This window comes from Kurthia sp. Dielmo, assembly GCF_000307285.2.
In the GTDB taxonomy this organism is placed as follows: domain Bacteria; phylum Bacillota; class Bacilli; order Bacillales_A; family Planococcaceae; genus Kurthia; species Kurthia populi.
In genome coordinates this window covers 26,921-53,624 of record NZ_HE578959.1, presented here as the reverse complement: position 1 = coordinate 53,624, position 26,704 = coordinate 26,921, and the positions used below count along the sequence as shown (strand labels likewise).

Annotated in this window: 29 protein-coding genes; 14 read left to right on the top strand and 15 right to left on the bottom strand. The window is 37.8% G+C overall.

Annotated features, from left to right (window positions below):
• Window positions 1–7: 7 nt before the first annotated feature.
• From KTHG_RS11535 to KTHG_RS11525, 3 genes are all read right to left on the bottom strand, one after another.
• The gene (locus KTHG_RS11535) at window positions 8–1,627 is read right to left on the bottom strand and encodes a YceG family protein (protein WP_139993712.1); all 1,620 of its coding nucleotides are present in this window, start codon (window positions 1,625–1,627) and stop codon (window positions 8–10) included.
• A gap of 237 nt (window positions 1,628–1,864) precedes the next feature.
• On the bottom strand, window positions 1,865–2,446 hold the full coding sequence (locus KTHG_RS11530; RefSeq protein WP_126991547.1) for a TerD family protein: 582 nt from the start codon (window positions 2,444–2,446) through the stop codon (window positions 1,865–1,867).
• Between the two features lie 16 nt (window positions 2,447–2,462).
• On the bottom strand, window positions 2,463–3,074 hold the full coding sequence (locus KTHG_RS11525; RefSeq protein ID WP_126991548.1) for a TerD family protein: 612 nt from the start codon (window positions 3,072–3,074) through the stop codon (window positions 2,463–2,465).
• Window positions 3,075–3,217: 143 nt separating this feature from the next.
• On the opposite strand from KTHG_RS11525, the gene KTHG_RS11520 reads away from it, so the two are divergent.
• Complete coding sequence (locus KTHG_RS11520) at window positions 3,218–4,582, top strand: GGDEF domain-containing protein (protein WP_186439572.1); 1,365 nt, start codon at window positions 3,218–3,220, stop codon at window positions 4,580–4,582.
• A gap of 133 nt (window positions 4,583–4,715) precedes the next feature.
• Here KTHG_RS11520 and KTHG_RS11515 read toward each other — a convergent pair whose 3' ends face one another.
• On the bottom strand, window positions 4,716–4,937 hold the full coding sequence (locus KTHG_RS11515) for a hypothetical protein (protein ID WP_139993708.1): 222 nt from the start codon (window positions 4,935–4,937) through the stop codon (window positions 4,716–4,718).
• Between the two features lie 141 nt (window positions 4,938–5,078).
• Entirely contained in the window at window positions 5,079–5,534 is a 456-nt protein-coding gene (locus KTHG_RS11510; protein WP_139993706.1) for a hypothetical protein, read from the bottom strand.
• A 329-nt stretch (window positions 5,535–5,863) separates the two neighbouring features.
• Here KTHG_RS11510 and KTHG_RS11505 point away from each other — a divergent pair, with 329 nt between their 5' ends.
• The 3 genes from KTHG_RS11505 to KTHG_RS11495 all read left to right on the top strand — a co-directional run bounded on the left by KTHG_RS11505 (window position 5,864) and on the right by KTHG_RS11495 (window position 7,986).
• Window positions 5,864–6,451, top strand: a complete 588-nt coding sequence (locus KTHG_RS11505; RefSeq protein WP_029500246.1) for a biotin transporter BioY — start codon at window positions 5,864–5,866, stop codon at window positions 6,449–6,451.
• 17 nt (window positions 6,452–6,468) lie between these two features.
• Entirely contained in the window at window positions 6,469–7,464 is a 996-nt protein-coding gene (gene bioB / locus KTHG_RS11500) for a biotin synthase BioB (protein ID WP_126991549.1), read from the top strand.
• 255 nt (window positions 7,465–7,719) lie between these two features.
• Window positions 7,720–7,986: a GNAT family N-acetyltransferase gene (locus tag KTHG_RS11495; RefSeq protein WP_139993704.1), complete on the top strand. Its 267-nt coding sequence runs from the start codon at window positions 7,720–7,722 to the stop codon at window positions 7,984–7,986.
• Window positions 7,987–8,055: 69 nt separating this feature from the next.
• Here KTHG_RS11495 and KTHG_RS11490 read toward each other — a convergent pair whose 3' ends face one another.
• Genes KTHG_RS11490 through KTHG_RS11475 form a run of 4 tightly spaced genes read right to left on the bottom strand, consistent with a single transcriptional unit; the run spans window position 8,056 to window position 10,970 of the window.
• Window positions 8,056–8,823 (bottom strand): ABC transporter permease, encoded by a 768-nt coding sequence (locus KTHG_RS11490; protein ID WP_126991551.1) that lies wholly within the window; start codon window positions 8,821–8,823, stop codon window positions 8,056–8,058.
• Window positions 8,820–9,677: an ABC transporter ATP-binding protein gene (locus KTHG_RS11485; protein ID WP_139993702.1), complete on the bottom strand. Its 858-nt coding sequence runs from the start codon at window positions 9,675–9,677 to the stop codon at window positions 8,820–8,822. Before KTHG_RS11485 ends, KTHG_RS11490 begins: the two co-directional genes overlap by 4 nt.
• A complete protein-coding gene (locus tag KTHG_RS11480; protein WP_126991553.1) occupies window positions 9,674–9,865 on the bottom strand; it encodes a PLDc N-terminal domain-containing protein in 192 nt (63 codons plus the stop codon). The genes KTHG_RS11485 and KTHG_RS11480 overlap by 4 nt, the downstream gene beginning before the upstream one ends.
• A gap of 1 nt (window position 9,866) precedes the next feature.
• On the bottom strand, window positions 9,867–10,970 hold the full coding sequence (locus KTHG_RS11475; RefSeq protein WP_186439571.1) for a helix-turn-helix domain-containing protein: 1,104 nt from the start codon (window positions 10,968–10,970) through the stop codon (window positions 9,867–9,869).
• A 237-nt stretch (window positions 10,971–11,207) separates the two neighbouring features.
• On the opposite strand from KTHG_RS11475, the gene epsC reads away from it, so the two are divergent.
• Window positions 11,208–12,137, top strand: a complete 930-nt coding sequence (gene epsC / locus KTHG_RS11470) for a serine O-acetyltransferase EpsC (RefSeq protein WP_139993698.1) — start codon at window positions 11,208–11,210, stop codon at window positions 12,135–12,137.
• Window positions 12,138–12,244: 107 nt separating this feature from the next.
• On the opposite strand, the gene KTHG_RS11465 is transcribed toward epsC, so the two are convergent.
• Window positions 12,245–13,330 (bottom strand): C40 family peptidase, encoded by a 1,086-nt coding sequence (locus KTHG_RS11465; protein ID WP_139993696.1) that lies wholly within the window; start codon window positions 13,328–13,330, stop codon window positions 12,245–12,247.
• A gap of 415 nt (window positions 13,331–13,745) precedes the next feature.
• Between KTHG_RS11465 and KTHG_RS11460 the strand changes: the two genes are divergently transcribed.
• A complete protein-coding gene (locus tag KTHG_RS11460; protein ID WP_139993694.1) occupies window positions 13,746–14,186 on the top strand; it encodes a hypothetical protein in 441 nt (146 codons plus the stop codon).
• A gap of 66 nt (window positions 14,187–14,252) precedes the next feature.
• On the opposite strand, the gene KTHG_RS11455 is transcribed toward KTHG_RS11460, so the two are convergent.
• On the bottom strand, window positions 14,253–14,870 hold the full coding sequence (locus tag KTHG_RS11455) for a hypothetical protein (protein ID WP_139993692.1): 618 nt from the start codon (window positions 14,868–14,870) through the stop codon (window positions 14,253–14,255).
• A 162-nt stretch (window positions 14,871–15,032) separates the two neighbouring features.
• Between KTHG_RS11455 and KTHG_RS11450 the strand changes: the two genes are divergently transcribed.
• On the top strand, window positions 15,033–16,754 hold the full coding sequence (locus KTHG_RS11450; RefSeq protein WP_139993689.1) for a sensor domain-containing diguanylate cyclase: 1,722 nt from the start codon (window positions 15,033–15,035) through the stop codon (window positions 16,752–16,754).
• A 152-nt stretch (window positions 16,755–16,906) separates the two neighbouring features.
• On the opposite strand, the gene KTHG_RS11445 is transcribed toward KTHG_RS11450, so the two are convergent.
• Together KTHG_RS11445 and KTHG_RS11440 are read right to left on the bottom strand one after the other, a co-directional pair.
• The gene (locus KTHG_RS11445) at window positions 16,907–17,320 is read right to left on the bottom strand and encodes a pyridoxamine 5'-phosphate oxidase family protein (protein ID WP_126991561.1); all 414 of its coding nucleotides are present in this window, start codon (window positions 17,318–17,320) and stop codon (window positions 16,907–16,909) included.
• A 12-nt stretch (window positions 17,321–17,332) separates the two neighbouring features.
• Window positions 17,333–17,749, bottom strand: coding sequence for a pyridoxamine 5'-phosphate oxidase family protein (locus tag KTHG_RS11440; RefSeq protein ID WP_139993687.1), 417 nt, complete (start codon window positions 17,747–17,749; stop codon window positions 17,333–17,335).
• Between the two features lie 209 nt (window positions 17,750–17,958).
• Here KTHG_RS11440 and KTHG_RS11435 point away from each other — a divergent pair, with 209 nt between their 5' ends.
• The 6 genes from KTHG_RS11435 (at window position 17,959) to KTHG_RS11410 (ending at window position 23,772) form a co-directional block, all read left to right on the top strand.
• Window positions 17,959–18,384 (top strand): hypothetical protein, encoded by a 426-nt coding sequence (locus tag KTHG_RS11435; RefSeq protein ID WP_139993685.1) that lies wholly within the window; start codon window positions 17,959–17,961, stop codon window positions 18,382–18,384.
• 62 nt (window positions 18,385–18,446) lie between these two features.
• Window positions 18,447–19,130, top strand: a complete 684-nt coding sequence (locus tag KTHG_RS11430) for a response regulator transcription factor (protein ID WP_139993683.1) — start codon at window positions 18,447–18,449, stop codon at window positions 19,128–19,130.
• Complete coding sequence (locus tag KTHG_RS11425) at window positions 19,123–20,076, top strand: sensor histidine kinase (protein WP_255512443.1); 954 nt, start codon at window positions 19,123–19,125, stop codon at window positions 20,074–20,076. The genes KTHG_RS11430 and KTHG_RS11425 overlap by 8 nt, the downstream gene beginning before the upstream one ends.
• Before the next feature lie 91 nt (window positions 20,077–20,167).
• On the top strand, window positions 20,168–20,929 hold the full coding sequence (locus KTHG_RS11420; protein WP_126991566.1) for an ABC transporter ATP-binding protein: 762 nt from the start codon (window positions 20,168–20,170) through the stop codon (window positions 20,927–20,929).
• Complete coding sequence (locus KTHG_RS11415) at window positions 20,919–22,892, top strand: FtsX-like permease family protein (RefSeq protein WP_186439570.1); 1,974 nt, start codon at window positions 20,919–20,921, stop codon at window positions 22,890–22,892. Before KTHG_RS11420 ends, KTHG_RS11415 begins: the two co-directional genes overlap by 11 nt.
• Before the next feature lie 67 nt (window positions 22,893–22,959).
• A complete protein-coding gene (locus KTHG_RS11410; protein ID WP_370362762.1) occupies window positions 22,960–23,772 on the top strand; it encodes an undecaprenyl-diphosphate phosphatase in 813 nt (270 codons plus the stop codon).
• A gap of 45 nt (window positions 23,773–23,817) precedes the next feature.
• Here the strand turns inward: KTHG_RS11410 and KTHG_RS11405 are convergent, their stop codons facing one another.
• Complete coding sequence (locus tag KTHG_RS11405; protein WP_139993675.1) at window positions 23,818–24,990, bottom strand: hypothetical protein; 1,173 nt, start codon at window positions 24,988–24,990, stop codon at window positions 23,818–23,820.
• 290 nt (window positions 24,991–25,280) lie between these two features.
• On the bottom strand, window positions 25,281–25,646 hold the full coding sequence (locus tag KTHG_RS11400) for a hypothetical protein (protein WP_139993674.1): 366 nt from the start codon (window positions 25,644–25,646) through the stop codon (window positions 25,281–25,283).
• Window positions 25,647–25,892: 246 nt separating this feature from the next.
• On the opposite strand from KTHG_RS11400, the gene KTHG_RS11395 reads away from it, so the two are divergent.
• Window positions 25,893–26,435, top strand: coding sequence for a hypothetical protein (locus KTHG_RS11395; protein WP_139993672.1), 543 nt, complete (start codon window positions 25,893–25,895; stop codon window positions 26,433–26,435).
• Window positions 26,436–26,704: the final 269 nt, after the last annotated feature.

The window sequence follows — 26,704 nt, the reverse complement described above, 5'->3', positions numbered from 1 at the left end:
TTCCTCCTTAGTCAAAAAAACGTTTACGAATTTTATGAATAAATGATTGTGTTTTAGTAGGTTGTTCATAGTGGACATCAAAGACCATTTCTTCGAGTCGGTGAATGGTATAAATAGATGGTTCTAAGTAATTTTCAATATCTTGTTTACCGGTTGGGGTATAGAAAATAATATCAAAGCCAAAACGGTTTAAGAAACTAAATAATATGGCGTCTGCTCGGGTTAAATGCCCAAGTGATTCATCATAGAAAACAACGATTTTAGGTAGCTGTTGAGCGTAATCAAAGCTTTGCATAAAGCGTAGAATCTCTTTTGGTACCATCGATAATTGCTTTAATGTGGTAATGGCAAGGTCTCGCTCTTTTTCGCCATTTATTTTTTGAATGCTTGGGTTCTCACAGCAATCAATAATAATACGTGCAATGGCTACTTGAATTTCAGGGGAGAGCTCTTTATATTGCCACCAACTTGTCCCCATCATTCGCTCACTATCTAAATTTCCTCCGACAAGGCTCTTATCGTAATGAAATTGGAAATTGGCTTTTGATTCTTTTGCGTATGGGAATTGCTGAATAAGTAAAGTGTTAGGTAGTTCAACAAGCGCATGCATCTTTTCCCAGTAATCCTGTTTATCACGTGACATCCCGTTTACTTTTGCAAAAATATTGGGAATGTAGATAGTTGGTTTTTGTGCTTTAAAGCCTGGGCGCATCATAGCGGGCTCTTTAGCATAAATGAAAATGTCATCATAGGTATGTTGCAACATGACATTATGTGGTTCATAGTTTTGATACTGCCAGGGGCGATAAACACCATGTTCGTCCTCTATAAGACGTTCTAGCTGCTGTGTAGAACGATAACCGACCGTTGCTTGAACTTCTCTTATTTGCGTTGGAAACGGTTGCATAGGAGCTGTATCACCGTAACGATATACGGTTGATTCTTCATTATGTGGATCAAGTGGTTGAAAATCATCTTTTCCGGCTGGATGGAAGAGTAAAACATCACAGCCAAGCCACATTAATAATAATAAAAAATATCGCTGGCTTTGCGTCGTATCACCATACCACACGACTTTTGGAAAGGGTGTTTGTGGTGTAGCATCTTTCATCCACACAATCCAGTGATTTTTCATCCATTTGACTAAGTCGATTAAGAAGCGACGAAAATCATTAGATAGTAATCCTTGTGCTTGCTGTTGTTGAAATGTTTCGATGACTCGAATCAGTGTCGTTTGTAAATGACGATTCATTTGTGGATTTTTGTGTTGTGGGATAAGTTTCGCACCATACATCATCGCAACGAGACGATTAATTGATAAGCCTTTAGGTAATTCTTTATGTTGTTGCAAAATGTTTTGAAGTAGTTGGAAATCTTCATTTTGTATTTGTTTATTCAACTCTTCACTCAATACATGTACATCACTCGCTGTATGCCATTCATACAACGTGTTAAAGTACTCGACATCGTCCAATGGAACACCGAGAACGCGTACAGCAACACGCTCAAATGTGAGATTTTGCTCGGTTAGACTATAGCGAGGGCGCTCTGTGCTAGCTAATAGGAAATAATTAAGCCAGTCATCAGTGTCTTTCCATGGAAGAGGTGTAATCTTTAGTTGATTCATTGTTTCAGGCCCCCTTTATTGCTTCTTCTACTGTACCACATACGGATAGCTTTAATCTTTTTATTGGGTAGACACCGCATTTTTATGAGAATAGTGGAAATAGAATCCAAATAGTGTGCACATCGCGCATAAAAATGAGATTTTGAGATTCTACCTATGTAAAGACAAAGAAACCGCGCGGTTGCGCGGTTTCTCAGTGTGTTATGCGCAGACAATATGTCCTATGCGTTTGGTTAATTAGTTTACATCTAGACCGTAATCAGTTGCTAGTGCAGCTAATCCACCTTGGTAGCCAGCGCCTACAGCATTGAATTTCCATTCGCTACCGTGGCGGTAAAGTTCACCTACAACGATTGCTGTTTCGATTGAGAAATCTTCACCTAAGTCATAGCGAATTAATTCTTCGTTTGAAGCAGCGTCTACGATACGGATAAATGAGTTTGAAACCATACCGAAGTTTTGACCACGAGATTCTGCATCGTGAATTGTTACAGTGAATGCGATGCGGCTAATATTTTGTGGGACATTGCTAAGTGCCACTTTTACTGTTTCATCGTCGCCATCGCCGTCACCAGTTAAGTTATCGCCAGAGTGTTCTACTGAACCATTACCACCAACTGTATTGTTATAGAAGATAAAGTTAGCAGGATCGTCTACTTTGCTTGCATCGTTAAGTAAGAAGACAGAAGAATCTAAATCAAAATCTTGTCCGCCATCATATTTATTTGTATCCCAGCCTAAACCTACTACGATGTTTGATAACCCAGGATTACCTTTTGTTAAATCTACTTTTTGACCTTTTTGTAATGAAATACCCATAATATTTGTTTCCTCCTTATTGATAACTTGCTACAACAGCGCTTAAGTTAGCATCTGTTGTGCCATTGCCAAGTGCAGCAAATTTCCACTCTGTGCCATGACGATAAATTTCACCTGTCACTAGAGTCGTTTTACCAGAATAATCATCTGATAGGTTGTAACGAATTAATTCTTCATGGTTGTTTGCATTAAATACGCGGATATATGCGTTTTGAATCATGCCGAAATGTTGTTTTCGATTGACAGCATCATAGATGTTTACAACGAATACAAGGCGATTGAATTCTGCAGGAATCGCTTGTAAATTGATTGAAATTACTTCATCGTCGCCGTCACCAGCACCTGTTAAGTTGTCACCTGAATGTTGAACGGAACCATCTTTACTACGTAAGTTTCCGAAAAAGACAACATCCTCTTTAGATTTAACATGATCGTCTTTTAACATAATAACAGAAGCGTCACAGTCGACATTGCTTCCCTTATTACCGCCGCCAAATAAACCACCTAGAAAACCACCGCTGCTTTTATTTTCAGCAGGGTCCCAGCCTAGGCCTACTTGTACTTTGCTAAGACCTGCATTGCCTTTTGTTAAGTCAACACGTTGGCCTTTTTGAAGATTGATACCCATAAAAAACTTCACCGTCCTTAATGAAATGGAAATGTGCTAGCCTAAATACTAGTCTCTTACTTATACGCATGAGATTCAAGAAAGTTTCATTTTTTTTGAATTAGGAAAAAGAAAAAAGAAATAGGGATAAGTGAGGGATGAATATGGAAACATTAGCAGCATTAAAGGCGCAATTTGAGAGTCTACGGTCAGACGTTCATAATGGGAAAATAGCAGAATCGATGCCTAAATTTGAAACATTATTTGCTGCTTTTATAGCCATTGAAGAATTTGCAGATGCGATGAAATGTTTTACGCAACAAATGTTAGGTGCTTATAACTTAGGGGAGGTTACGAGAGCTTTTCAAATGCTGAGTGAATATGAAATGCTATGCGAGAAGTATCAAGTAGAAAAAATATTAAGTGATTATTATCCACTTTTATCTGTGCAATATACTATTTTAGGTGAAGAAAATGAGGCAAAACGATACATGTATGAAGGCTCTCAGTATGCTTTAGAACATAGAAACTATACGGCTTATTTTAGCCAACGAACATTATATATTGATTTATTAATGAAGCAGGATTTCGTTTTAGAAGCATATGAAGAATTGCAAAAAATGATGCATTATATTCCCAAGTTATCGTGTGAGAATGCTTTTATTTTAAATATTTACTCGCTACAATGTCAGATTGCAGTTGCGTTAGATGATAATATTCTTTTTAAAGAGGCATTGGAGAATGGTCAACAACATCCACTAGTACAAGAGCAGAGAGCGATTAGACAAGTGTGTAATTTTTATTTCAATGTGACGGAGTATTATTGTAAAACGAATCAGTTAAGACGAGCATATGAATGGATTCATCGTCATTTGCTTTTACTAAAACAGACAACCATGACCTCACTTGAACGGCATACAATTGAACAGTATGTGGCGATTGCAGAGCGTGCGGGGGAGCTTTCGTGGCTTGCAGATGCGTATAAGCGTTTAGCAGCGGTGTTAGAAAAGGAATTAGAAGAAAATTTAAATGAAGAGCTAGCAAAGCGAAAAGCGACTGAATTACGAGAAAGGGCAGAACGAGATGCACTGACTAATTGTTATAACAGACATTATTTAGCAAAAGAAGTAAATGCATTATTGCGAGAAAAACAAAAGGTATATATGGCTGTATTTGATTGTGATTTTTTCAAAAATATTAATGATACGTATGGACATTTAATGGGAGATTACGTGCTTAAAAAGATTGTAGAAAACGTACAAAGTAAACTGCAACCACCTAATTTCCTTAGCCGTTACGGGGGCGATGAGTTTGTGATGATTATGGAAAACGCTGAACAATGTTATGAGGTTTTTACAAGTTTGTCGCAACTTAAAATAGTAGAGGAAGAATTTATTTGTACAGTATCGATTAGTATGGGCGTTGTAGAAAGCGCTCATGACGAAACATTTGAGGCATTGTTCAAGCGTGCGGATCGTTGTGTATATGAAGCAAAACAGCAGGGACGTGGAAAATATATTTTTAAATAAAGAGGCTGGGACATACGTGTAGAAAGCATTTCTCATATGAGCATAAGAAAAACCGGAATCGCGCTGTGGCGCGGTTCCGGTTTTTCGTTGCGAACGCTAAAAAAGGAAAATGACGTGTTTTGTCCCAGTCTCTTTATTTATTTCTTTGTGCTGCGCGCAATGCTTGTTCTAAAAAATCAAATTGTGCTGCAGTTTGAAGTAGTGCGCCATTTGGAACGTAAGGGTTTCGATCGAGTTCTTTTAAGAGACGGAATTTTTCTTCTGGTGAAATTGGTAAGTCATCTAAATCACGATGAAATGCACTCAAAACATGGATGGTTTCACTAAAATCAAGTACAAAGCCTTCATATGCCATTTACTAGTCCTTCTTTCTGTAAAAATGTAAACAAATTTATATGTATATAAGTTAATTAGTTAACTTTTTTATGTAAAATGAAAACAGGAATCGCGTTATGACGCCATTCCTGCTTATGGTATAACAATTGCTTTATTTTATTCAGCATAATTTTTTCGTGCTATTGTTATGACGAATTTTTGCGCGACGGAATGTGTACAACATCTCAGTGCGAATAAAGTGACGTAGTGCAGCCGCTTCGTCGACAATATTTGCAATTGATTCTGTTTCTGATACAGCTAGAGCGATTGATACTTGATAAAATGGTGTGCCATCGTCAGCTGTCGTTTTATAATGTGCTAAAACTTGGCAATGCTTTTCAAGTGTTTCTAAGTAAGCTTGCTCGTAAAGAGGAAGAAGCGTGAGATCTTCCTGTTCGGGCATGAGTAATCGTTCATCCATGTATAACACCGCATTGTGTGCGAGGTCGCGTTGAATCGCTAGATCATCTGCGCATGTATAAAGCTTAAACTCTTCTAAATCATGCAAACGCCAAGCATTCAGCTCATTCGCTAAAACAAGGTGTTCAAAGTACATTTCTAAATCTAAAGAACCCATCCAAACCCTCCTTCATTAGTCATTTTTTATTCATAGAAAAAGTCAGCTGGAATCCAACTGACTATACATTGACAAATGCGTTAACAATTATTTAATTCTAACGATTTTTGATAAGAATCGCAAGTGATTACAATGACAATATTTGTTGATAAAGTTTCTTGGCTGTTTCCAATTTAAAAAAATTGTGCTGGGCCGCACGATAGCGCCTGCGTTGTTCGAGCGTTTATGAATGATGCTACATAAGAGTTAACTTAAAAATAAAAAATGTTGACTAAAATAAATGGATGGATTATAGTAAAAAACGTTCATAGTTGAGAGGGGGGAAAGAGATGACGACATACACAAGGGTACGTGCACGATTTACTGCGTATGATGTTGTGTATTGTGGCATGTTTGCGGCATTGATGATGATAGGGGCAAACATTACATCATTTATGCCATTTATGGTAGTCGGAGGGGTGCCCATTACATTGCAAGCATTTTTTGCAATATTAGCAGGACTTGTGCTCGGTAGTAAACGCGGGGCGATTGCGGTAGCTGTTTATGCGTGTGTCGGCTTAGCAGGGGCACCTGTTTTTGCACGTTTTAGCGGCGGCATTAGTCAATTATTGAGTCCTACGTTTGGCTTTATTATTGTTTTTATTTTGTCGGCCTACATCGCTGGAAAAATGATTGAAGTACGTTCAACAAAAGCAATGTATGTTGCAGCAGGACTTGTCGCTATGATGATTAGTTATTTACTTGGTACAAATTGGTTGTATGCCGCCTATAAATTATGGGCTGCTGCACCGGAAGGTTTTAGTTATTGGATGGCGTGGGCGTGGATGTTGCCGCCGCTACCGAAAGATATTGTGTTGGCTATACTAGCTGGTTTATTTGCATTTCGATTACGACACGTTATAAAGGTGGGAAACTAAAAAGGTGGGAAACTAACATGAATTATCAACAATTAGCACAACGAGTTATCGATGGTTATGTGATAACAGATGAAGAAGCATTGGCTATTTTAGAAAGTCCAGATACCGAGCTATTAGCTGTATTAGATGCTGCCTATCGTATCCGCTACCATTATTATGGGAATAAAGTAAAGCTGAATATGATTATTAATACGAAATCGGGCTTATGTCCAGAAAATTGTGGGTACTGTTCGCAATCGATTGTATCAACAGCACCGATTGAAAAATACCCAATGATGAAACAACAAGAAATTATTGATGGGGCGAATCGCGCGGCATCACTACAAGTTGGGACCTATTGTATTGTGGCAAGTGGCCGTGGTCCGCGTAATCAAGAAATTGATATTGTAGTAGATTCAGTGAAGGAAATTAAGGAGCACCATCCTGAAATGACAGTCTGCGCGTGTTTAGGAATTTTAAAGCCTGAACAAGCACAACGGTTAAAAGAGGCTGGAGTAGATCGCTATAATCATAATATTAATACGTCTGCTCGTAATCATACGAATATTACAACATCACATACATACGACGATCGTGTACAAACGGTTGAACGTGCAAAAGAAGCCGGAATTTCGCCATGTTCAGGTGTCATTGTTGGAATGAAGGAAACAAAGCAAGATGTGGTGGATATGGCACGTAGTTTGCATGCATTAGATGCAGACTCGATTCCGGTTAACTTTTTAAATGCCATTGACGGTACGCCACTAGAAGGCATAAACGAACTGAACCCACGTTACTGTTTAAAAGTATTAGCATTATTCCGCTTCATTAATCCGACGAAAGAGATTCGCGTTTCGGGTGGTCGAGAAGTTAATTTAGGGCATATGCAACCACTCGGTTTATACCCGGCTAATTCAATTTTCCTTGGTGATTATTTAACGACAGATGGCCAACCTGGCGATGATGATAAAAAAATGTTAGAGCAATTAGGGTTTGAAATTGATTTAACGCCATTACAGCAAGCAAGCTGTTAAAAAAATTTGCACTTATGGTAAACCTTTTTTATAATATAGTTAACACAAAACTCCCCGTTTAGTGAAAAGGTAGAAAGAGGCTGGGACATAAGTGTAAAAATACTATCTCAGATGAGCATAAGAAAAACCGGAATCGTGCTGTGGCGCGGTTCTGGTTTTTTGTGGCGAACGCTAAAAAAGGAACATGAACTGTTTTGTCCCGGCTTCTTTTTTCATTAGACGAAAAGTGGGTATAGTAATTATGAGGTGATTACTATGGAATTTGAATTGACAGAAAAAGGTTATGAATTATTCCAGCAAGGGAAAAGTGTTGCGCGTATTGAATGGTATGTTGAGGATAACGTGATGCAAATGACTGGAACGCATACAGATGAAGTGTTGCGTGGGCAAGGTATCGCTGGAAAATTATTGAATGAGGCGGTAGAGTATGCGCGCGCCCACGATTACAAGATGAAGGCGATTTGTCCATATGTTGTGAAGAAATTTGAGGATAGCGCATTTTATAATGATGTGAAAATTTAATCGTAAAAAGAATAATGAGGACATGAAAATAGGAATGACACAACCCCGTCATTCCTATTTTTTAATCAGTTAAATTTTCGTTGTGCTACGTTTCCAACCAGTAGCCCATATACCAAGTAGACTAACAAAAATCGTCCATGCAACAACAATGCTACAGGTGCCCCATAAGTAATCGCTCTGTGTCGTTAGCCAAGAGGCGCCATATAGAGCCAATTTGTATGGACTATAATGCCAATAAGCACCAATGACAGAATCGAGTAATATGCCAAGTGGAAACAGCACGATTGCAACAGTCATTGCAATCGACGTTGTCCACAATGCGCTAAATGTTATGGTCGTGGCGATTACCATGAGTAACCATAGCCAATAAAAGAGCATCAACAATAAAAAAGCAGTCGTTGAGACGCCACCATATAATAGATACGTGTAATACATCGATGCACCAAAACCGGCAATTGTGCACACAAGTGTTAGCAGTGCCATCGCGATTAATTTACTCATATAAATCGAGAAATTAGAGACAGGGCGTACATAAATGAGTGTTGCGGTGCCATTTTGGCGTTCGCGACTAATCATCGAAGCTGTGATTGCGACGATAACGAGGAGGCCAATCATTTGAAATTGACCGAGTGAGGCGATTAGTAAATCACTTGGCGCAAGTTCTGGCATCGTCATAGAAAAACCGTCTGGCATATTGCCAACAGTCGCTAAAATATCTTCCATATAATAGTTCGTGAGCGGATCGCTAATACCGAGCAAAATAAACAATAGTGGTAGCCATACAATACGATAACTGCGCAGCATTTCAAGCCATTCTTTTTTCAATAAAATTATCATAGGCTCATCACCTTCATAAAAATCTCTTCAAGAGAGGACGTATGCTGTTCAATTTTAACAATTGGTGCATATGTTGTACTTAAAAAAGAGAGTAAGTGTTGCATCGTTGGATAACTTGTCATTGGCACGAACACTGTTTTTTCAATTAGCTCAACTTGATGTTGTGTACTAAATGCTTGGGCATCTGCTTGCTCGCAAAATGTCACCGCAAAACGAGGGTCCATGTAACGCGCGCGAATCGATGGTAAAGTCCCTTGTTCAATGAGCGCACCATCTTTTAAAAAGAGGATTTGGTCAGTCATTTCTTCTGCATCATTTAAAATATGTGTTGAATATAAAATGGTTGTCGTCTGTTGCAATTTTTTTAATAAACTCATCATATCGCGACGCCCGAATGGGTCGAGTGCCGAGACTGGTTCATCTAATAATAAAATGGCTGGGCGATGAACAATAGCTTGTGCAATGCCGAGGCGTTGCTTCATACCACCTGATAATGCGGCTGTTTTTTTCGTTAGCACTTCCTCTAGTCCAACAAATGATAGCGCTTCATGTGCTCGGCTGCGCGCTTCTTTTGTTGATAAACCACTTAGACGCGCGGCCATTTCTGTAAACTCTAGTACTGTCATCCACGGATAAAATTGCGGATATTGCGGAAGGAAACCGATTTGAACATCATTATTTGTGATTGTGCCCGCTGTTGGTTTCAATAAACCTGCGAGCATCGATAAAATCGTCGTCTTACCTGCGCCATTTGGACCAATGAGCGCAGTTGCTGTATGTGGTTCTAATGTAAAACTAACATCATTGACGACGATATGTGCGCCAAATTGCTTCGTTAAATGAGCTGCAATCATACGTTTTTACGTCCGAAAATGAAGTACACAATCGGCCCAATTGTATTGACGACGATAACGACGAGAATCCATACCCATTTTGGTCCATTTGTGGCGTGGATGCGTTTAATATCAATTAATGCCATAATCATAAGTACAAATTGAATAACAATCAGTGGGGCGATAAGTGCCCAGTTTAGAGTATCCATGTCATGACTCCCTCTCTAACGTATGGTGAATTGTTTGGACAAGTAGCTTGTAATCATCGCGTTCATGTAGTGGTGCAAATGCAGGGTGCTGTGTAATGGATGACACAATATCGCGGCGTACAGAAGCTTCATCGCGTGGTGTGACAGTCGCCAGTTGCATCGTTGAATGAAGCCAGTGATTGATTAAGTTAAAATAGGTATCACCACATAGCTGAAGCGGAAATGATAACTTAGTACATGCCTTCGCATATTCTTTTAGCATCACAATCGCCTCATCGTGCTTCTGTTGCTGCATATAGCCCGTTGCTGCCGTTAAATAAAACACAAGACTCGTATTTGGATTTAACGCTTGGATATTCCACGTGTCAATGAGCTGTGTGACGCGTTTAATAGTTTCATCAAAATGAGTGGCTTCTTCTAATAATAAGCTGTCGGTACATGTAGAAATGACGAGAAAGAGATGCTGATATGTGCTCGCTTGCAAAATTTCTGTTGCTTGCTCGATATTGCCGAGTAATTGATGTGCCCGTGAAATTACTTGGTCTTCATTAAATTGGATTTGCACGCGGTTGCCGATTTTTTCGAGGACGTCACTAGCGCGTTGCTGCATGAGGAGCGCTAGACTGCCAATCATGCGCGCTTCATTTAAGGAATCAAAATCATCGCTATATTGCTCGACACGTAAACAGAGTTGCTCAATGCGTACCGCTATCGTCACGGGATTATCAGCGAGCGCCGCATAATTTAAATAGAGCTGCGCCATCTTCAATAAAAATGGAAAGCAAGAATAATAATCATGAATAAGTGCTTCTACTGCTACTTCGGCTTCATGAAATGGCTGCTCGTGAAACGCTGTTGACAGTTCTTTATAGAGCGCAATGATGTGTTCGGTCGTCAACTGCGGCTCATAACCAAGTAATGTATCAATTGATAAATTGAAATAGGTCGCAAGCTTTGGCAGTATTGTAATATCAGGGTAACTTTGGCCTTTCTCCCATTTTGAAACGGCTGCCCGCGACACACCGATGTACTGTGCCACTTGTTCTTGTGTCACGTTAAGCTCTTTTCGGCGAGTCGTAAAAATCGTTGAAAATTGTAGATTCATAACACCACCTCCTACAAATAGCATATAGTTTCAACGTGAAATTTACTAGCGAGTAATTGTAGCATTATGTGGATAAATGCAACTGTAGGTTGATTTTTGTGGAAAGTGCCGAATGTTCAGTTAAAATATCCCTTTTTGAGTTTTTCTAGTTGGAAGTCATGTCAAAATACGCTAAAATAGAGTGATTAAGAATTCCGATAGGAAAAGTACAATAGCTAAGGGAGGCCACCAAGAATTATGGAATTACATGAATGGCTAGATAATAAAGTACCGTCGATTGCACGCGAATTGACCGAGATTAACCGCGAGCACTTCGATACGGAGAACTCCATTGGGTTTAAAGGACGCGACCGTATTGTGAAAGTGTTAGAAAGCTTCCGTTTGGCATTATTCCCAGGAATCTATGACCAAAAGAAAATGGATGAAGTTCGTTTAAATATGGCAGTTAGTAATAATTTACGTAAAGCAGCTGTTGATTTACGTGATATGGTCGAGAAAGTACTTGTTTATAATAATGAGAAACAATGCCCAACTGATGCACGTGAATGCGCGGATAAAATTGTTATGGACTTATTGAATAAATTCCCAGAGATTCGCAAAATGATTCAATCAGATATTCAAGCAGCCTATAATGGCGACCCAGCGGCTGTATCATTAGAAGAAATTCTACTGAGCTATCCATCTATCCAAGCAGTATGCACACATCGTATTGCGCATGAATTATATAAAATGGACGTTAAAATCATTCCACGTATCATGTCAGAGCATGCACATGATTTAACAGGAATCGATATTCATCCAGGTGCGACAATTGGCCACTCATTCTTTATTGACCATGGTACAGGTGTTGTTATTGGTGAAACATGTACAATTGGGAATCATGTCAAAGTGTATCAAGGGGTTACATTAGGAGCACTTAGTTTCCCACTAGATGAGCAAGGAAATCCGATTAAAGGCATTAAACGTCACCCTGATATTGAGGATAATGTTGTCATTTATGCAGGGGCAACGATTTTAGGTGGGAAAACGAAGATTGGCCATGACTCGATTTTAGGGTCAAATATTTGGTTAACACATTCGATTGTGCCCTATTCTCGTGTGTACAATTCACAACCATCACCTAATATTAGTAGTAGTAAAGCTGTGGCAATTGAATACGAAATTTAATCAAAAAAGAAGCTAGGAATTTTAGTTTCATTCATTGGTTCATAAAAAAAGGAATTGCGCTTTGATTGCGCAATTCCTTTTTTTCGACTATCGATGTCTTTTTAATTTTAAAGTCTTCCGTAGCTATGAAAATGTTTCGACCAATAGCTGTCTTGCACGTTCGTAATTTGCACACCACTTGAGCCAGCGTGGATAAATTGACCACCGCCAATATAAATCCCTGCATGAGAGACGCCTTGTTTATAAGTGTTTTGGAAGAATACGATATCGCCAGCACGTAAAGAACTAGCAGATACAGATTGTGCCTGTGCGCGGTAAGCAGCTACAGAAGTTCGTCCAATATTGTAGCCGTTATTTTTAAATACATAATAGATAAAGCCAGAACAGTCAAAGCCATTTGGTGTTGACCCTGCCCAAACATAAGGCACGCCTTGCTGTTTCATCGCAAGATTTAAAATACCGCCACCAGCATTTGCTGTCGCTGTAGTCGTTTTTGTAGATGAGACTTTATTAGATACGGTCGTTGTTTTACTTGCGTAAACTGGTTGTGCCTTGCCCTTTAATTTTAATGTTTGATTTGGGTGAATTAGGTTAGAAGTAAGACCATTAATACGTTTTAATTCAGACATGCTAATGCCGGTTCTACTAGCAATAAGGCCAAGTGAATCGCCAGCTTTAACTGTGTATGTCGAAGTAGAAACTTTTTGCTTTTTCACGGTTTTTGTCGCTGGTGAGGCAACAACAATTTTCTTTGTTGTTTTTCCAGTCGTTTTTAACGATTGACCGACAAAGATTCGATCAGATGATAAACCATTGATTGATTTTAATGTCTGTAATGACATACCATGCTTTGAAGCAATAAGACTTAAAGAATCACCAGATTTGACTGTATATGTAGCTGAAGCGCTTGATGTTTTATGTGAAGGTGATGTTGTTGTCGATTTTTTCGTTGTTTTCAGTGTGTTTTTGGAACTTTTTATATTAATTTTTTGTCCTATATAAATATAAGGACCTTTTAGTTTATTGATTTTTTTAAGCTTATCAACGGATGTGTTGTACATAACAGCAATTTTTGAAAGGCTATCGCCAGCCTTTACCGTATACGTTGATGTTGCACTTGCAGTATCTGTTGCAGCAAAGAAAGCTGTTGCGGCTCCCGTTGCCATAAATGTCGTAATTAGTTCTTTTCTCATGAATAGCTTTCCTCCTGAATGATAAGTAGTTTTAAATACCTAGTTAAATGTATTCGAATTTGGTATGGTTTTTATATACCCTACTTTCATAGTGTTATCCTCTTTTTTTATATATTTTTATTAATTTTTAATAAAAAGCTTGTAAACAACGCCAAATTTAAAAAAATCACGATGGCTAAAATCTTTAACCGTTATAAAACCTCTTGAAACATTGTTTTTTTAATGAATCTAAAGATAAAAAAACGCAATTTAAAAAACGAGTATAGGTCTAAAGTTAATCCTCTGAAAATTTATTTTTCAGAATTTTTTAATTTTTTATGTTAAATAATCATTTGATGGCTTATAATGAAAACAGCTTCTATAAATAGAAAATAGGGAGATAGAAATTTCTTTTTAAATTAAGGAGTGGAGGAATATGAAAGTAAACGTTCGCTATGCTACGATTGATGTACCAGTGAAGACATTGGATAATGAAACAATTGAGCGCATTGAAAAGGCGCCATTCGCAATGTATAATGAGCAACTACTAGCGCACGAGAAACGACATATGAATGCGAAGGAAGTGCATATCGTGACAGCGTATGAGCGAGATCTATTACTGCATCTTAAAGCAGCTTTCGTTTACTTTCAGCATTACCGAGCATTTGATGGTTTAATGGCGCAGTCATTCTGTGGGAATCTAACACAATACGAACAAGTAACTGAGGAAACTGTACTGAAAAAAGTATATTACGTAACAATACGAGCTATTTTATTTGAACATACAGCGCAAAAAATCGCGCTTTCAGAAGGACAATTTTTACGATGCTATCGTGACGAAGATCAATGGATTTACGTCATTATGGAAAATGTCTAACTAAAAAGAGGGAATCGCGCGTTGGCATGATTCCCTCTTTTTGTTGCGAACTGCTAGTTGCAGTTTTTAGCGCGCTAATGTTTCCTCTAGCGCAGTATACCAATGTGAAATTTCTTTTTTGTAAAGTGTTCGATAAACGACGACACTTGTGCGCCCATTTGTTAATAAATTGATAATCATTTTTGCGGATAGACCAAAGTCATTTAATACCTTTAAATCACGCGCATCACATGATTGAAAGGCATCTTGATAAAAGGTTTTCACTCGTTTGTTTTTTGCAAGTGAATCTTTGCCAAGCAGTTGCATGAGTCGATACGTATAAATGATTTCGGGGTAGCGATGTAAAAGCGGTGCAATTTTCTCATTTGTTTTAGGTGCCTCTTGTTGCACGACAAGAAGGCGTAAGAGTGTTCGTTCCGTTTGGAATCGCTGATGATAGCTATCTAACGCCATATAAAGAATACTTGTGATAGCCGTTGATGGAATCACTGTAACAGAACCTTTTGTTGCATAAAGGAAAGCTGTTACGACAAAGGGAAAGACTTCAACAGCAATTAATAGCTGGATTATCCATGAAAGTGGCGCAGATAATAAAATCGCGATTTCAACCGTGAACAAAACACTGGCTACTATCGTTAAGAGACGATGAATTGGTGGAAGTTGATAAATCATTGCCTTTGGCATAAGCATCCTCCTGTTTTTTTGTTATCTTTCAGGTACCCGTTAAAGCAAAAAAATAACAAAATCATTATGGGTTTATAATTAAAATTAACGAATACCTATTTTGGTGCTAAAATAGTAGTTAAATAGGAATAAAATAAGAAATTGGTTTGAGGTATAGATGTCATGAAACAGTTCGTTGTATTATTTATAGTTGTATTCACGCTCATTAGCAGTAATTTCACAGTTTCAGCGCATACATTATCAGCTGAAAATCGCTTGCATACACTTGATGGTGAATGGGTATTTTATCACAAAGAAATGATGACTAAAGGTACATTTGAACAAGGTAAGGTTGTACACATACCGAGCTCTTTTCAAAAATCAGTTGGTGTAAGGAATACATATGGCACGTATATTCGGAAGTGGTCCGTACCGAAGGAATGGCGTAATCATCGTCTAGCTGTACATATTCCTTTTGAATATAGCGCATATGCTTTCTATGTGGATGGGAAAAAACTGGTTTCTGTAGGGGAAGTTGGTCCTGAAAACCAGCATGAAACATTGTTAGCTTCTCGAACAGCTTATTTCACACCATCAAAAGATACGGTGACATTCCAAATGGAAATGTCGAGTTTCCAGCAGATGCGTGGGGGTTTTGAAAACTCGATTTACATTGGAAATCAGGCAGCAGTTGATCGACAAAGTAATTTGCAATTTTATCGGAATACTGTTGTGTCGGGGCTAATGTTTATGATGGGCTTATTGATGTTAATTTTTGCATGGTTTTTAAAAGATTTACGTGAATTTTTTGTGTTTGGTTTATTTTGTGTGAGCTTTGCAATCCGTTCGTTTTTTGCGGTGCCATTTTTATATGAAAAGGTGACAAGCATTTCATACGTGGGTGCTACAAAGATGGAGTATATTTGGACACTTTTATGCTTTGCTATTTTTATTTATTTAATGAAATTATATTATGAAGGGTTTTTTGCTAAGTGGGTTGTATATAGTGTTTGGTTAATTTGTGGTTTGTTAATCGTCATTACAGCATTGACCCCACCACTTGTTTTCCAAACCCTCTTCTTTAGTGTTTCGTGGGTGATGCTACCCGTATTTTTCTATCTATTATATGTCATGATTCATTCGGCCCGATTAAATAAATGGGTGTCTCGTCTCAATATGATAGGGGCGATTATCGTATTTAGTGGTGTTATTTTAGATTATTTAAAAGGTAGTGGCGTTACCACGATTCGTTATGAAATGACAATGCCTGCTGTAGCGCTTTATTTATTACTACAATTAATTGCTATCGCAAAGGATTTTGCCGAAGGACGCATGGAATTAATTCGCCTTAATCAATCATTAGATGAAGAAGTAGCGTTACAAACAAAGCAGTTGAAAGAGAAAAATGAACAGCTAGAGGCGCTTGTTTGGCAGGATGGGCTTACAGGTATTGCGAATCGTCGATACTTTAATGAAATGGTTGCCAATCAATTTGACCATGCAAAGCAGCAACAGCAAAAATGGTCACTCATTATGATAGATATCGATGAATTCAAACAATACAATGATTATTACGGTCATGTCGCAGGGGATCAATTATTAAAGGTTTTTGTTGATATAATTAATAAAATTTTGCCTCCAAATGTATTATTTGCACGGTATGGTGGCGAAGAGTTTGTGTTGATTACGCAGGATGATCAAGCGATGTCTTTAGCTGAGGAGCTCCGTCAACGAATTGAGCATGCTAATTTGGAGCATCTAGGTCGCGATTTAAAGCGCGTAACCGCAAGTTTTGGGGTTGTGACATATACGAATGAGGAAACGGTAGAAGAATTACTGCATAAAGCAGATGAAAATCTGTATATGGCGAAACGGTCTGGAAGAAATCGTGTGTATGCATCATAATTGTACAAAAAAAGAGTCTTTGACATATGTGTAGAAATCACCTCTCCTATGAGCATAAGAAAAACCGGAATCGCGCGGTGGCGCGGTTCCGGTTTTTCGTTGCGAACGCTAAAAAAAGAAAATGACGTGTTTTGTCCCAGCCTCTTTTTTTATTATTGTATAGGTAAAACAAATTTTTGGGCTGGTGAACCATCTTGTGTATGCAAATAAATAACAGATGGTTCAATTTTAAGTAGTGTAACCTCTGCCGCTTCTTTTTGAAATACGGACCGAAAGAAATTACGCATTTTAATACGTAACTGGTCGTCCATTACATCGGTGACCTTTCCTTCAAATTCTAAGTAATTGTATTCAGTGCCAGGTTGATAGCCTAAAATAATGTGTACATTGGGATTTTTTTCAATGGCCATTAATTTAGCGGAATCTTTATCGGTTACCGTATAAAGAGTGGCGCCGTCACTTTTAAATGTCATATACCGTCCTGTTGGTTTGTCATCTTGGACGATGTAAAGTGTACCAATAGAAGCACGGTCTAAAACAAGGCGAATATGTTCTTCTACAGTCATAAAATTCCCTCCTTAATGGATAATAACTTCTAGTGGCTCATTACGCGTTGTATGCATAATGCGCATGCGAATCGGTTTGATTTTTAGTAGAACGTGATGCTGTTCATTAAATGAATTGCGGTGAATACGGTCATAATTTTGTAAAACCGCCATAGCTTTTTCAGTATCTTCAGCCTGCTCAACTTGACCTTCAATTTCTAAAAAAACATCATCTTCATGATCCTCATAGCCATATAAAATATGGGTGAATGGATTGTGTTCAACATGCTTTAAAATGTTTGAATGGACTGGGGCAATAGTATACAGCGTTAAATCCTCATCGTGAACAAATGTCATAATGCGTGCATAAGGTTTATCGCCGTCTACGGTGCCCATGACGCCATAGGGTTGCTTTTTTAAAATTTCTAGTGCTTGCAGTTTTGAGTCCATTTCTCCTCACTCCTTTCTTAAAGTATTCCCTTAATTTACAAAAAATAATAAAAATCACTGAAAAGTATTCATAAATTTAAGGGAATTATGGATTTTTTTCATATATTTAATAAAAAAGCTATCTCAAACTGGTATTTTTTATTAAAATGAAAGCAAGTAACATCCTATAAATAATAATTTTTTGAGATAGAATATGAGGAGGGTTTTGAATGAGTTTCCATTCGATTGGTAATGAAGTGCAGAAAACATTTTCTAGCGAGGATTTTAAGGCGTGGGTTGCACAGTGTACGGAGCATTTCAGTTTAACGATGATTTGCTCAAAAGAGGAACGCTATGAAGGGAAGCAAGCAATTAGTGAGCTTGGAAATTTATTTAAACATTATCATTCAAATGAAGACCCTGAATTGATGGATGTAGCACATTTTTCAATTAATGAAGAGCGTAAAATTTATGTGACAACAGTTCGCTATACAGAAAAAGGACAACAAAAACAACATTTATGGGTAAATAATATGGTTTGCCACGAAGGTGAATGGATGTTTGACTCATCGAATGTTTATGTGAAAGTAGATCCGTCATTATTAAAAAAATTCCGTTTTAACACATCGATTTTATATCAGCAGAAATTTGATTAGCATAGAAACAGCTTGCGTAATGCAGGCTGTTTTTTTATGCTTGAAAGGAATGAGGTGGGAAAATGAATATATTATTAATAGAAGATGATGTGGTTATTGCATCGCAAATAAAAAAGGATTTTGCATCGTGGAATTATACAGTAGAAACACCAACGGATTTTCATGAAGTACTAAAGGATTTTGAAACAATTGAGCCACAGCTTGTCATGATTGACATTCAGTTACCTGCGTTTGATGGCTTTCATTGGTGTCGTCAAATTCGAGCGATTTCAACAGTGCCGATTTTATTTTTATCCTCGCGTGACCAGCCACTAGATATGGTGATGGCGATGCAAATGGGCGCAGATGATTATGTGCAAAAGCCTTTCCATATGGATGTTCTGCGTTCAAAAGTACAGGCCTTGTTACGTCGCACCTATGATTACCAGGAAGTGAAGGAAGCGAATAATCAATTTCATGATGCACAGGTCGATTATGCGGCAAGTACCATTTCAAAGGGAGAGCAAGTGATTGAGCTAACAAAAAATGAGCAGTTTATTTTGAAAGTTTTGCTAGAATCCCCAGATGAAATTGTGTCGCGTGATGACTTGATGAAGCGTCTATGGGATGATGCACGCTTTGTAAATGACAATACACTGACGGTGAATGTCAATCGACTGCGCGGCAAATTAGAGGAGCTCGGATTGGTTGATGTTATTGTGACGAAAAAGGGCCTTGGCTATATGGCTGTGACACATCATGGTTAAATTATTTTGGCGAGAGCATCGTGCAACATGGTTGTTTTTCTTCTTTTGCTTAATATGGATGAATGGCTTGCTATTGCTTGAGGTGGATTTTAAAAGTGTCGCGACGATTTATTTAAATTCGACACTGTTGTTTTTCTTCGCCTTATTTATAGGCTATCGCTTTTTAAGAGACTACCGACGATTGTATGCGTTGAATTTTCACAATGCGGAAGATTATATGGATGCCTTTAAACTTCAAACGGAACAGGCAGAGCTTGATGCGATTCGTTTACTGCATAAGACGCAGGCGGAAATACGAGAAACGAATGATTTTCAGGTGGCATGGGTGCATGAGGTGAAGACACCGTTGACTGCGATGCGCTTATTATTAGATGAATTGCCATCTAGTGAGACGAAGCAACAACTAGAAGTAGAGTGGCTTCGTATTCACTTATTAGTAGATCAATCTCTTCATACACTACGCTTATCTGCAGCGGAGCATGATTTGCTATTTGAAAAAGTATCCATTCGCCAGGCGATTATAAAGGAAGTACAGGAGCTTCAAAACTGGTGCTTCTTAAAAAAATTAGAAATTGATTTAGTAGTTGGCGATGATGTGTTAGTGACAGATGAAAAGTGGCTGCGCTTTATTGTTCGCCAAATTTTATCAAATGCAGTGAAATACAGTCATACAGGTGGCCTTATTACGATTCGTTACACGAAAAATGAGTTAGTCATTCATGATGAGGGCATTGGGATTCGGATGGAGGACTTGCCACGTATTTTTGAAAAGGGCTTTACAGGCTCTACGGGGCGCAAGCAATCTGCTTCAACGGGGATGGGCTTATTTTTAGCGAATCAAACAGCGAAGAAACTTGGACTTACTTTACAGGCAACATCTCATAAAGGCACAGATTTAATTATTCGCTTTCCAGAAGAAAATACGTATGCGAAAGTGCGTAAGTGACAAAATTGTCATGTTCCTGTCATGTCAATCAAACGATTTCGTTCGCGATAATGCGTAAACTAAACGTATTAAGAAATGTGGAGGAATCATTATGGATATTTTAAAAGCAACGCAGCTTCATAAAACGTATGGTAAGCGTCGCAATCAAATTGAAGTGCTAAAAGGAATTAGTTTTACAGCACAGGAAGGCGAATTTGTTGGCATCATGGGGCCATCTGGGTCGGGAAAAACTACATTATTAAATGTACTGTGCTCGATTGATCAGCCGACAAGTGGGGATGTGGCCATTAACAGCCAAAGTCTAACAACCCTTTCAAGTAAAAAACTTGCTTCTTTCCGTCGTACACAAATGGGCTTTATTTTCCAAGATTATAATTTACTTGATACCTTAACGGTAAAAGAAAATATTTTACTGCCACTAGCAGTGAGCGATATTTCAAAACAGGAAGCAGAAATGCGCGTTCAGCAATTAATGAATGAGCTAGATATTCAAGAACTAGCTCATAAATACCCGAATGAAATTAGTGGTGGACAAAAGCAGCGTACTGCAGCGGCACGTGCTTTGATTATGAAGCCAGCGATTGTTTTCGGTGATGAGCCAACCGGCGCGCTTGATTCAAAATCAGCTGCCGCTTTACTTGAAAAGTTATCACAGTTAAATGAAGCGCAGAAAACAACGATTTTAATGGTGACACATGATGCGGTGGCCGCAAGTTATTGTAGCCGCGTACTGTTTTTAAAAGATGGGAAGCTCTATACAGAACTTTACAAAGGAGAACAAACACGGAAACAGTTCTTTGAAAACATCTTAAATACGCAGGCGATTTTGGGCGGTGATGGCTATGAAGCTTAGCACACTTGTCTTTCGTACAATGTGGAAAAATAGCCGATTATATGGCCTTTATTTTCTCGCATTAATTTTTAGTAGTGGTCTTTATTTTTCATTCTTAACTTTAGCTGCTAATCCAAGCGTTGTTGAAATGAACTCAACGAGTATGAAGGCAGGCGCTGCGTTTGAAACAGGTTCGGTCATTTTAGTTGTGATTGTTTTCTTCTTCGTACTTTATGCCAATCAATTGTTTATGAAGCATCGTAGTAAGGAGTTTGGGCTATATCAGTTAATTGGACTACCAAAGGGTCGTATTGCACGCATGCTTCTATTAGAAAACAGTGTAATGTGGCTAATCGCCGTAGCTGTTGGTGTTGGAATGGGCGCAATTTTTAGTCGCTTTTTCGCACTGCTATTTTTAAAAGTTGTCGAAGTTGAACGTAGCGTAACAGTTGAGTTTTCACTAGATGCACTCGTTCAAACAGCACTTATTTTTGTTATTTTATTTATTGTGATGTATTTACAGTCACTTCTTCATATGAGCCGTACAAAGCTAATTGATTTATTCCATACGTCTGGAAAAGCAGAGCAACGCGTGAAACGCTTCTCATGGATTAGCATGATCATTGGTTTTATGGGGATTGGTTTAATCATTTTAGGCTATTATCTTTCAACGCAATTGCTGACGAGTGATAAATTTAACACAGAAAATGCACTTTATGTGGGCATGTTGACGATTTTAGGGTCGGTTATTATTGGGACGTATATTTTCTTCCGCTTTAGTGTTTCTGCACTTTTGAATGTACAACGTAAAGCGCGTCAGGGTCATGTGAAAATTGTGGATATTGTTGCGATTTCTCCGATTATGCATCGTATGAAAACAAATTCATTGTCCTTATCGTTAATTACGACATTAACAGCACTTGCACTTGCGGTATTAACGTTATCGTATATTGCGTATACATCAGCAGATACGCGAGCAAAAGAGAATATGCCTTTTGATATTGGCACTATTACAGAACAAGCAGTACAACTTGAAAAGGAATTTGATAAGGCTAGCATCGAATATGATAAGCATACATTTACTATTCTTGAAACGAACTTTGATTTAAAGAATGCGTATTCACGTGAGATACCAGACATCTTACAAGATGATACGATGTCATTGCTTGTTGTTAAAGAAGGACAAGTAAAAAGTATGATGCCGGATTTAATATTGAACGATGATGAAGTCGCTGTCTTTAACTATGCAAAAATGACAGATTTCTTTATGCCATTAGAAAAAAATAAAAAAATTGAGCTTGTTGATTTAAAACAAAAAGCAACAATTACGATGATTGAAGAACGCTTTGTCTTGCCATCGATGCTAAGCTATGGCTCACCGATTATGGTCGTATCAGATAGTATGTTTAATGAAATCAAAAAGCATACAACAGAATTGCCTTCTATTCAGTCATTCACTGGTTTCGATATTAAGGATGAACAGCAATTAGAAAAGGCACAAGACATTTATATGGATACCACTAATGGAATGGCTACAGTTGGGAAAGGCGAAGATAGCTATGAACTGAACTTCTCAACGCAGCAGCAAGAATATCAAGTATTCCTTGAAACAATGGGAATCATCATTTTTGTAGCAGGATTCCTCGGTCTCGCATTCCTCTTAACGACAGGTAGTATTTTATACTTTAAACAAATGAGTGAAGCGGAAGATGAAGCACCGCAATTTACGATGCTACGTAAAATTGGCTTTACAGAGCAGGAATTAATGAAAGGTGTAAGCTATAAACAACTTTTCAACTTTGGATTCCCATTACTCATTGGTATTTTCCATAGCTATTTCGCTGTAAAAGCTGGCTGGATTATGTTTGGTATTGGTTTTGAAAAACCATTTATGACGGTATTAGCAGTTTATATTGTCCTTTACTTAGTATTTGCACTCTTAACATTACGTTATTATCGTAAAATTATCACAAAGAGTTTATAAGGCGAAACTTTTTCTAAGAAAATACGTGTTACTATAGAGAGAAAAGAAGTGAATAGGAGAAAAAATAGTGGATTTTGATGTGTTATATACCTTGAAGCTCATTATTATTGGGCTTGTACAAGGCTTTACAGAACCGATTCCGGTATCATCGAGTGGACATGTGATGATAGCGAGTCAGTTGCTTGGTGTCGGGGAGCAGGGTTTTACGTTCGCCATCTTAACGAATACGGCTTCTTTACTAGCCATTCTAATTATTTATCGCCGTGATATTCAGCGTCTAATCGTTGGATTTGTGCGCTATATAATAACACGACAAGCACAGTATAAGGCGGATTTCCGCTTTGCGCTATTCGTTATTATTGGGTCGATTCCAGCAGGTATCCTTGGCGTGTTACTAAGTGATGTCATTGCCGATTCGGTGAGCATGACAGTCATTGCCATGATGCTGTTTGTGACAGGGATTGCGCTATGGCTGATTCGTAATATGAAAGGGAGAAAAGAGGACAGCGATATTACTGCGAAGGATGCTGTCATCGTTGGCTTAGGTCAAGCTGTCGCCCTCACACCTGGTATTAGTCGCTCCGGTGCAACGGTGATTTCCGCTGTTGCAGTCGGAATGAAACAGGAAACCGCGCTCCGCTTTTCATTTATGCTCTATATCCCTGTTAGTCTAGGTGGTGTAGTGCTTGGTTTATCCGATTTTTTAAATGAACCAAATAAAGCAGATTTAGCGATTCCATATATTGCCGCATTTATCGCCACATTTATGATGACGTACTTTGCGATGAAGTGGTTTATGGGCATTATGAAAAAAGGTAAGCTACAATATTTCACTTACTATTGCTTTACAGTCGCTGTGTTATTACTCGTATTTTTCTAAAAGAAAACACGTTCTTGGTATATGCCAGGGACGTGTTTTTTTGCATTACTCAATAACAGCGAACGTCATGATATAATAATCTTTTGCTGGGTAGGGGATGATGGTTCTTGAAAGATGCTGCCCTGTTTTTAAATTATAGGCATTGATTTCGCCGCGTGTTTTTTCATTTTTTACATATTGCGTGAAAATATAGGCGGTTTGATTGATAACGGTAATTTGATCAGAATTAGTATCCATTTGTGCTAATTCATTTTTCATTTGTTCATCAATCTTAAACTTCATTGGTGTTATTTTCGTCTTTTTGTTCATCACATAGGCCTTTTCAAAGGTATCTAAAATGACGAGCTTATTTTGTACAACAGCTAGGGTATCTGGATTGAAGTTTTTATCTTTAATCGCAATTTTTTTCTCTATTTTGAGTGTCTTAGGATTGAGCTGTAAGAGGCTGCCATTAAATTCATAAACATCTGATTGATAATCTTTTGTGGCAGGAATCACATGTGTTTTTGTAACTGCAACATATAATTTTCCATGAAACATTATCATGGATTGATTGCTTGGTAAGGCACTTTGCGTGTATTCCTCCGCTTTTAATGTTAATTTTTTTGCCTGCATAAGTTTCCCTGTTTTTAAATTTACTTGATGAATGTATTGTGTAGCGTCAGGGTTTGATGTGGAAATATAGGCAATATCGTGGTGAATATAAATAGACTGGGCAAAGCCATTTGGAATGGTAACGATTTTTTTAACATGAGCATTTGCTCGTTTCCAGTAAACAAGCTGCTGTGGTTTCGTATAATCAGCTGCAACGTCATAGATGACATACTCGCCGTTTGTATGTAATGTAAAGGACTGTGCATTTTTTTGCTGAGTGGCCTTTAAGGACTGGATTTTGCCGGTCGTTAAATCAACGGTATAACGGTCGCTTGAGCTGTTATTTACGAGGTAAGCATCCTTATCGGCTTGTTTAAAGGCAATAGGTTCTGAAATATTCATTTCTGCGCTTCTCGATAAATAATTACCTTGTTGATCAATCGTAAAAAAAGCGCCTTTATTTTCTCGCGAGGCATTGGCTTCAGAAAAAGCGAGTATGTATTTTGCACCGTCTAAGGGCAATGAATCCGTCGTATTTTCAGGAATTGCTTGCTCCTTTTTTGCATCAGTCATAATATTGAAAATAATAATCCCGGCAATGATGATAGCACAGCTGGTTAACATGAAGAGAATTTTTTTAATACATATCAGGTCTCCTTTATAGTAGGGTTAATTGGTGTTTTCACCCATGTATAGTATGAGACATGTTTGTTAAAAGTAAATAGCAAAGCGCTTAAAGAGTACTTTCGCATTAAAGTCTTTTCAGAAGAAGTGTAAATAAAAGAGGCTAGACAAAACACTTTATTTTCTTTTTTTAGCGTTCGCAATGAAAAACCGGAACCATGCCACCGCGCGATTCCGGTTTTTCTTATGCTCATATGAGTGGTTGTTTTTATACTTATGTCCCAACCTCTTTAAGTCGTTTGTGCGCTTTTTTTGGCTTTTTTCATTTCTTTAAATGCTTGGAATAAGGAAATAACATAGACTATCCATACGGCATAGCCTGTTGGATTGATGCCATGTTGTGAACGGCCACCCATCCAGTAAAAAGCAATTGTCAGTAGCATCAATATAGTTGCTTCAACAATACTAAGAAACGCAAATTTTGATTTTGAAATCTTCCATGTGAATTTCTCATTTCGTGCAAGGACAGTGCTCACGATGACAAGTGCGACTAAAATTATTAATGGTAGAAATAAGCTGACGCCTTCTTTAAAGAAATCTAAATACAGAATAAAAATGAGTAGCAAATAAGCAAGTATCGCTGTATATTTCTCCATAAAAGCACCTACTTTTACAATTATTTACATAATTATATCACATCTATGTGTAGATAAGTAGATGAATATGTCATTGAAACAGCTGGTATTCTTAAATGCGTCACACTGCTTACCTAATCATGTATCTTGAATTATTCGGTTTTTAATGTTTTTTATAATATTTTATCTCTATTTACTGTATATTAACCTATTTTTTGCCATTTTGTAGTAAGGTGATGAAAGTTATTTATTTTAGGGAGGTATTTTATGATGAAAAGAATATTTTTAGCAGTATCACTTGTTTTAGCAGTCAGTTCAATTACAACTGTGGCAATGCCAACTATGAGTGTTGAAGCGAAAACAGGGAAGTTTACAAAAAAAGATGTTAAGGCAATGAAGAAAGGTACATTTGTTTATGCAAAAGCATCTGTAGGGGATAAGAAACAAAAGCTAATGAATAAAGGGTTTAAGGATGAATCAACAGAATATAGTGTGAATTTTACACAAACACCGAATTCGACGGTATATTTTTCTTATCAATTAAGCTTATATAACAAGAATTCCACAATAGAAAATTTTAAAACAGTGAAGTATATTCAAGCAACGTATAGTCAACGCATGAATTATTCTGCCTTTAATACATATTTAAAACGTGTAAAAAAATATGATCAGTATCCTTCAGGAGGGCATTTCCGAGCATATCAAAGTGGTAAGAAATATATTCTAGTAGGGGATATGAATAAAGGGACTGAGGTGTGGATTTTCCAAAATAAAAATGTGATGAATCGTTTTCTGTTAAGTGCAGGATAATGAAAAGAGGCTAGGACAAAACACGTCATGTTCCTTTTTTAGTGTTCGCAACGAAAAGCCGGAACCGCGCCACCGCGCGATTCCGGTTTTTCTTATGCTTATAAGAGCGGTTGTTTTTACAAGTATGTTAAGGCCTCTTTTTTTAATCGCATAAATTTATTTACTTAAAATACTTATCATCATATTTTTTCTTGAGCACTTTCAGTTCATTGTTTAATTGATGCGCGGCATAGAAAAGAGATGGATTACTTTGCGCAGTCGTACCGTTC

Coding starts and splice junctions, on each gene's coding strand:
- KTHG_RS11535 (WP_139993712.1), bottom strand. CDS start 1,627: ATGAATCAACTAAAGATTACACCTCTTCCATGGAAAGACACTGATGAC.
- KTHG_RS11530 (WP_126991547.1), bottom strand. CDS start 2,446: ATGGGTATTTCATTACAAAAAGGTCAAAAAGTAGATTTAACAAAAGGT.
- KTHG_RS11525 (WP_126991548.1), bottom strand. CDS start 3,074: ATGGGTATCAATCTTCAAAAAGGCCAACGTGTTGACTTAACAAAAGGC.
- KTHG_RS11520 (WP_186439572.1), top strand. CDS start 3,218: ATGGAAACATTAGCAGCATTAAAGGCGCAATTTGAGAGTCTACGGTCA.
- KTHG_RS11515 (WP_139993708.1), bottom strand. CDS start 4,937: ATGGCATATGAAGGCTTTGTACTTGATTTTAGTGAAACCATCCATGTT.
- KTHG_RS11510 (WP_139993706.1), bottom strand. CDS start 5,534: ATGGGTTCTTTAGATTTAGAAATGTACTTTGAACACCTTGTTTTAGCG.
- KTHG_RS11505 (WP_029500246.1), top strand. CDS start 5,864: ATGACGACATACACAAGGGTACGTGCACGATTTACTGCGTATGATGTT.
- bioB (WP_126991549.1), top strand. CDS start 6,469: ATGAATTATCAACAATTAGCACAACGAGTTATCGATGGTTATGTGATA.
- KTHG_RS11495 (WP_139993704.1), top strand. CDS start 7,720: ATGGAATTTGAATTGACAGAAAAAGGTTATGAATTATTCCAGCAAGGG.
- KTHG_RS11490 (WP_126991551.1), bottom strand. CDS start 8,823: ATGATAATTTTATTGAAAAAAGAATGGCTTGAAATGCTGCGCAGTTAT.
- KTHG_RS11485 (WP_139993702.1), bottom strand. CDS start 9,677: ATGATTGCAGCTCATTTAACGAAGCAATTTGGCGCACATATCGTCGTC.
- KTHG_RS11480 (WP_126991553.1), bottom strand. CDS start 9,865: ATGGATACTCTAAACTGGGCACTTATCGCCCCACTGATTGTTATTCAA.
- KTHG_RS11475 (WP_186439571.1), bottom strand. CDS start 10,970: ATGAATCTACAATTTTCAACGATTTTTACGACTCGCCGAAAAGAGCTT.
- epsC (WP_139993698.1), top strand. CDS start 11,208: ATGGAATTACATGAATGGCTAGATAATAAAGTACCGTCGATTGCACGC.
- KTHG_RS11465 (WP_139993696.1), bottom strand. CDS start 13,330: ATGAGAAAAGAACTAATTACGACATTTATGGCAACGGGAGCCGCAACA.
- KTHG_RS11460 (WP_139993694.1), top strand. CDS start 13,746: ATGAAAGTAAACGTTCGCTATGCTACGATTGATGTACCAGTGAAGACA.
- KTHG_RS11455 (WP_139993692.1), bottom strand. CDS start 14,870: ATGCCAAAGGCAATGATTTATCAACTTCCACCAATTCATCGTCTCTTA.
- KTHG_RS11450 (WP_139993689.1), top strand. CDS start 15,033: ATGAAACAGTTCGTTGTATTATTTATAGTTGTATTCACGCTCATTAGC.
- KTHG_RS11445 (WP_126991561.1), bottom strand. CDS start 17,320: ATGACTGTAGAAGAACATATTCGCCTTGTTTTAGACCGTGCTTCTATT.
- KTHG_RS11440 (WP_139993687.1), bottom strand. CDS start 17,749: ATGGACTCAAAACTGCAAGCACTAGAAATTTTAAAAAAGCAACCCTAT.
- KTHG_RS11435 (WP_139993685.1), top strand. CDS start 17,959: ATGAGTTTCCATTCGATTGGTAATGAAGTGCAGAAAACATTTTCTAGC.
- KTHG_RS11430 (WP_139993683.1), top strand. CDS start 18,447: ATGAATATATTATTAATAGAAGATGATGTGGTTATTGCATCGCAAATA.
- KTHG_RS11425 (WP_255512443.1), top strand. CDS start 19,123: ATGGTTAAATTATTTTGGCGAGAGCATCGTGCAACATGGTTGTTTTTC.
- KTHG_RS11420 (WP_126991566.1), top strand. CDS start 20,168: ATGGATATTTTAAAAGCAACGCAGCTTCATAAAACGTATGGTAAGCGT.
- KTHG_RS11415 (WP_186439570.1), top strand. CDS start 20,919: ATGAAGCTTAGCACACTTGTCTTTCGTACAATGTGGAAAAATAGCCGA.
- KTHG_RS11405 (WP_139993675.1), bottom strand. CDS start 24,990: ATGTTAACCAGCTGTGCTATCATCATTGCCGGGATTATTATTTTCAAT.
- KTHG_RS11400 (WP_139993674.1), bottom strand. CDS start 25,646: ATGGAGAAATATACAGCGATACTTGCTTATTTGCTACTCATTTTTATT.
- KTHG_RS11395 (WP_139993672.1), top strand. CDS start 25,893: ATGATGAAAAGAATATTTTTAGCAGTATCACTTGTTTTAGCAGTCAGT.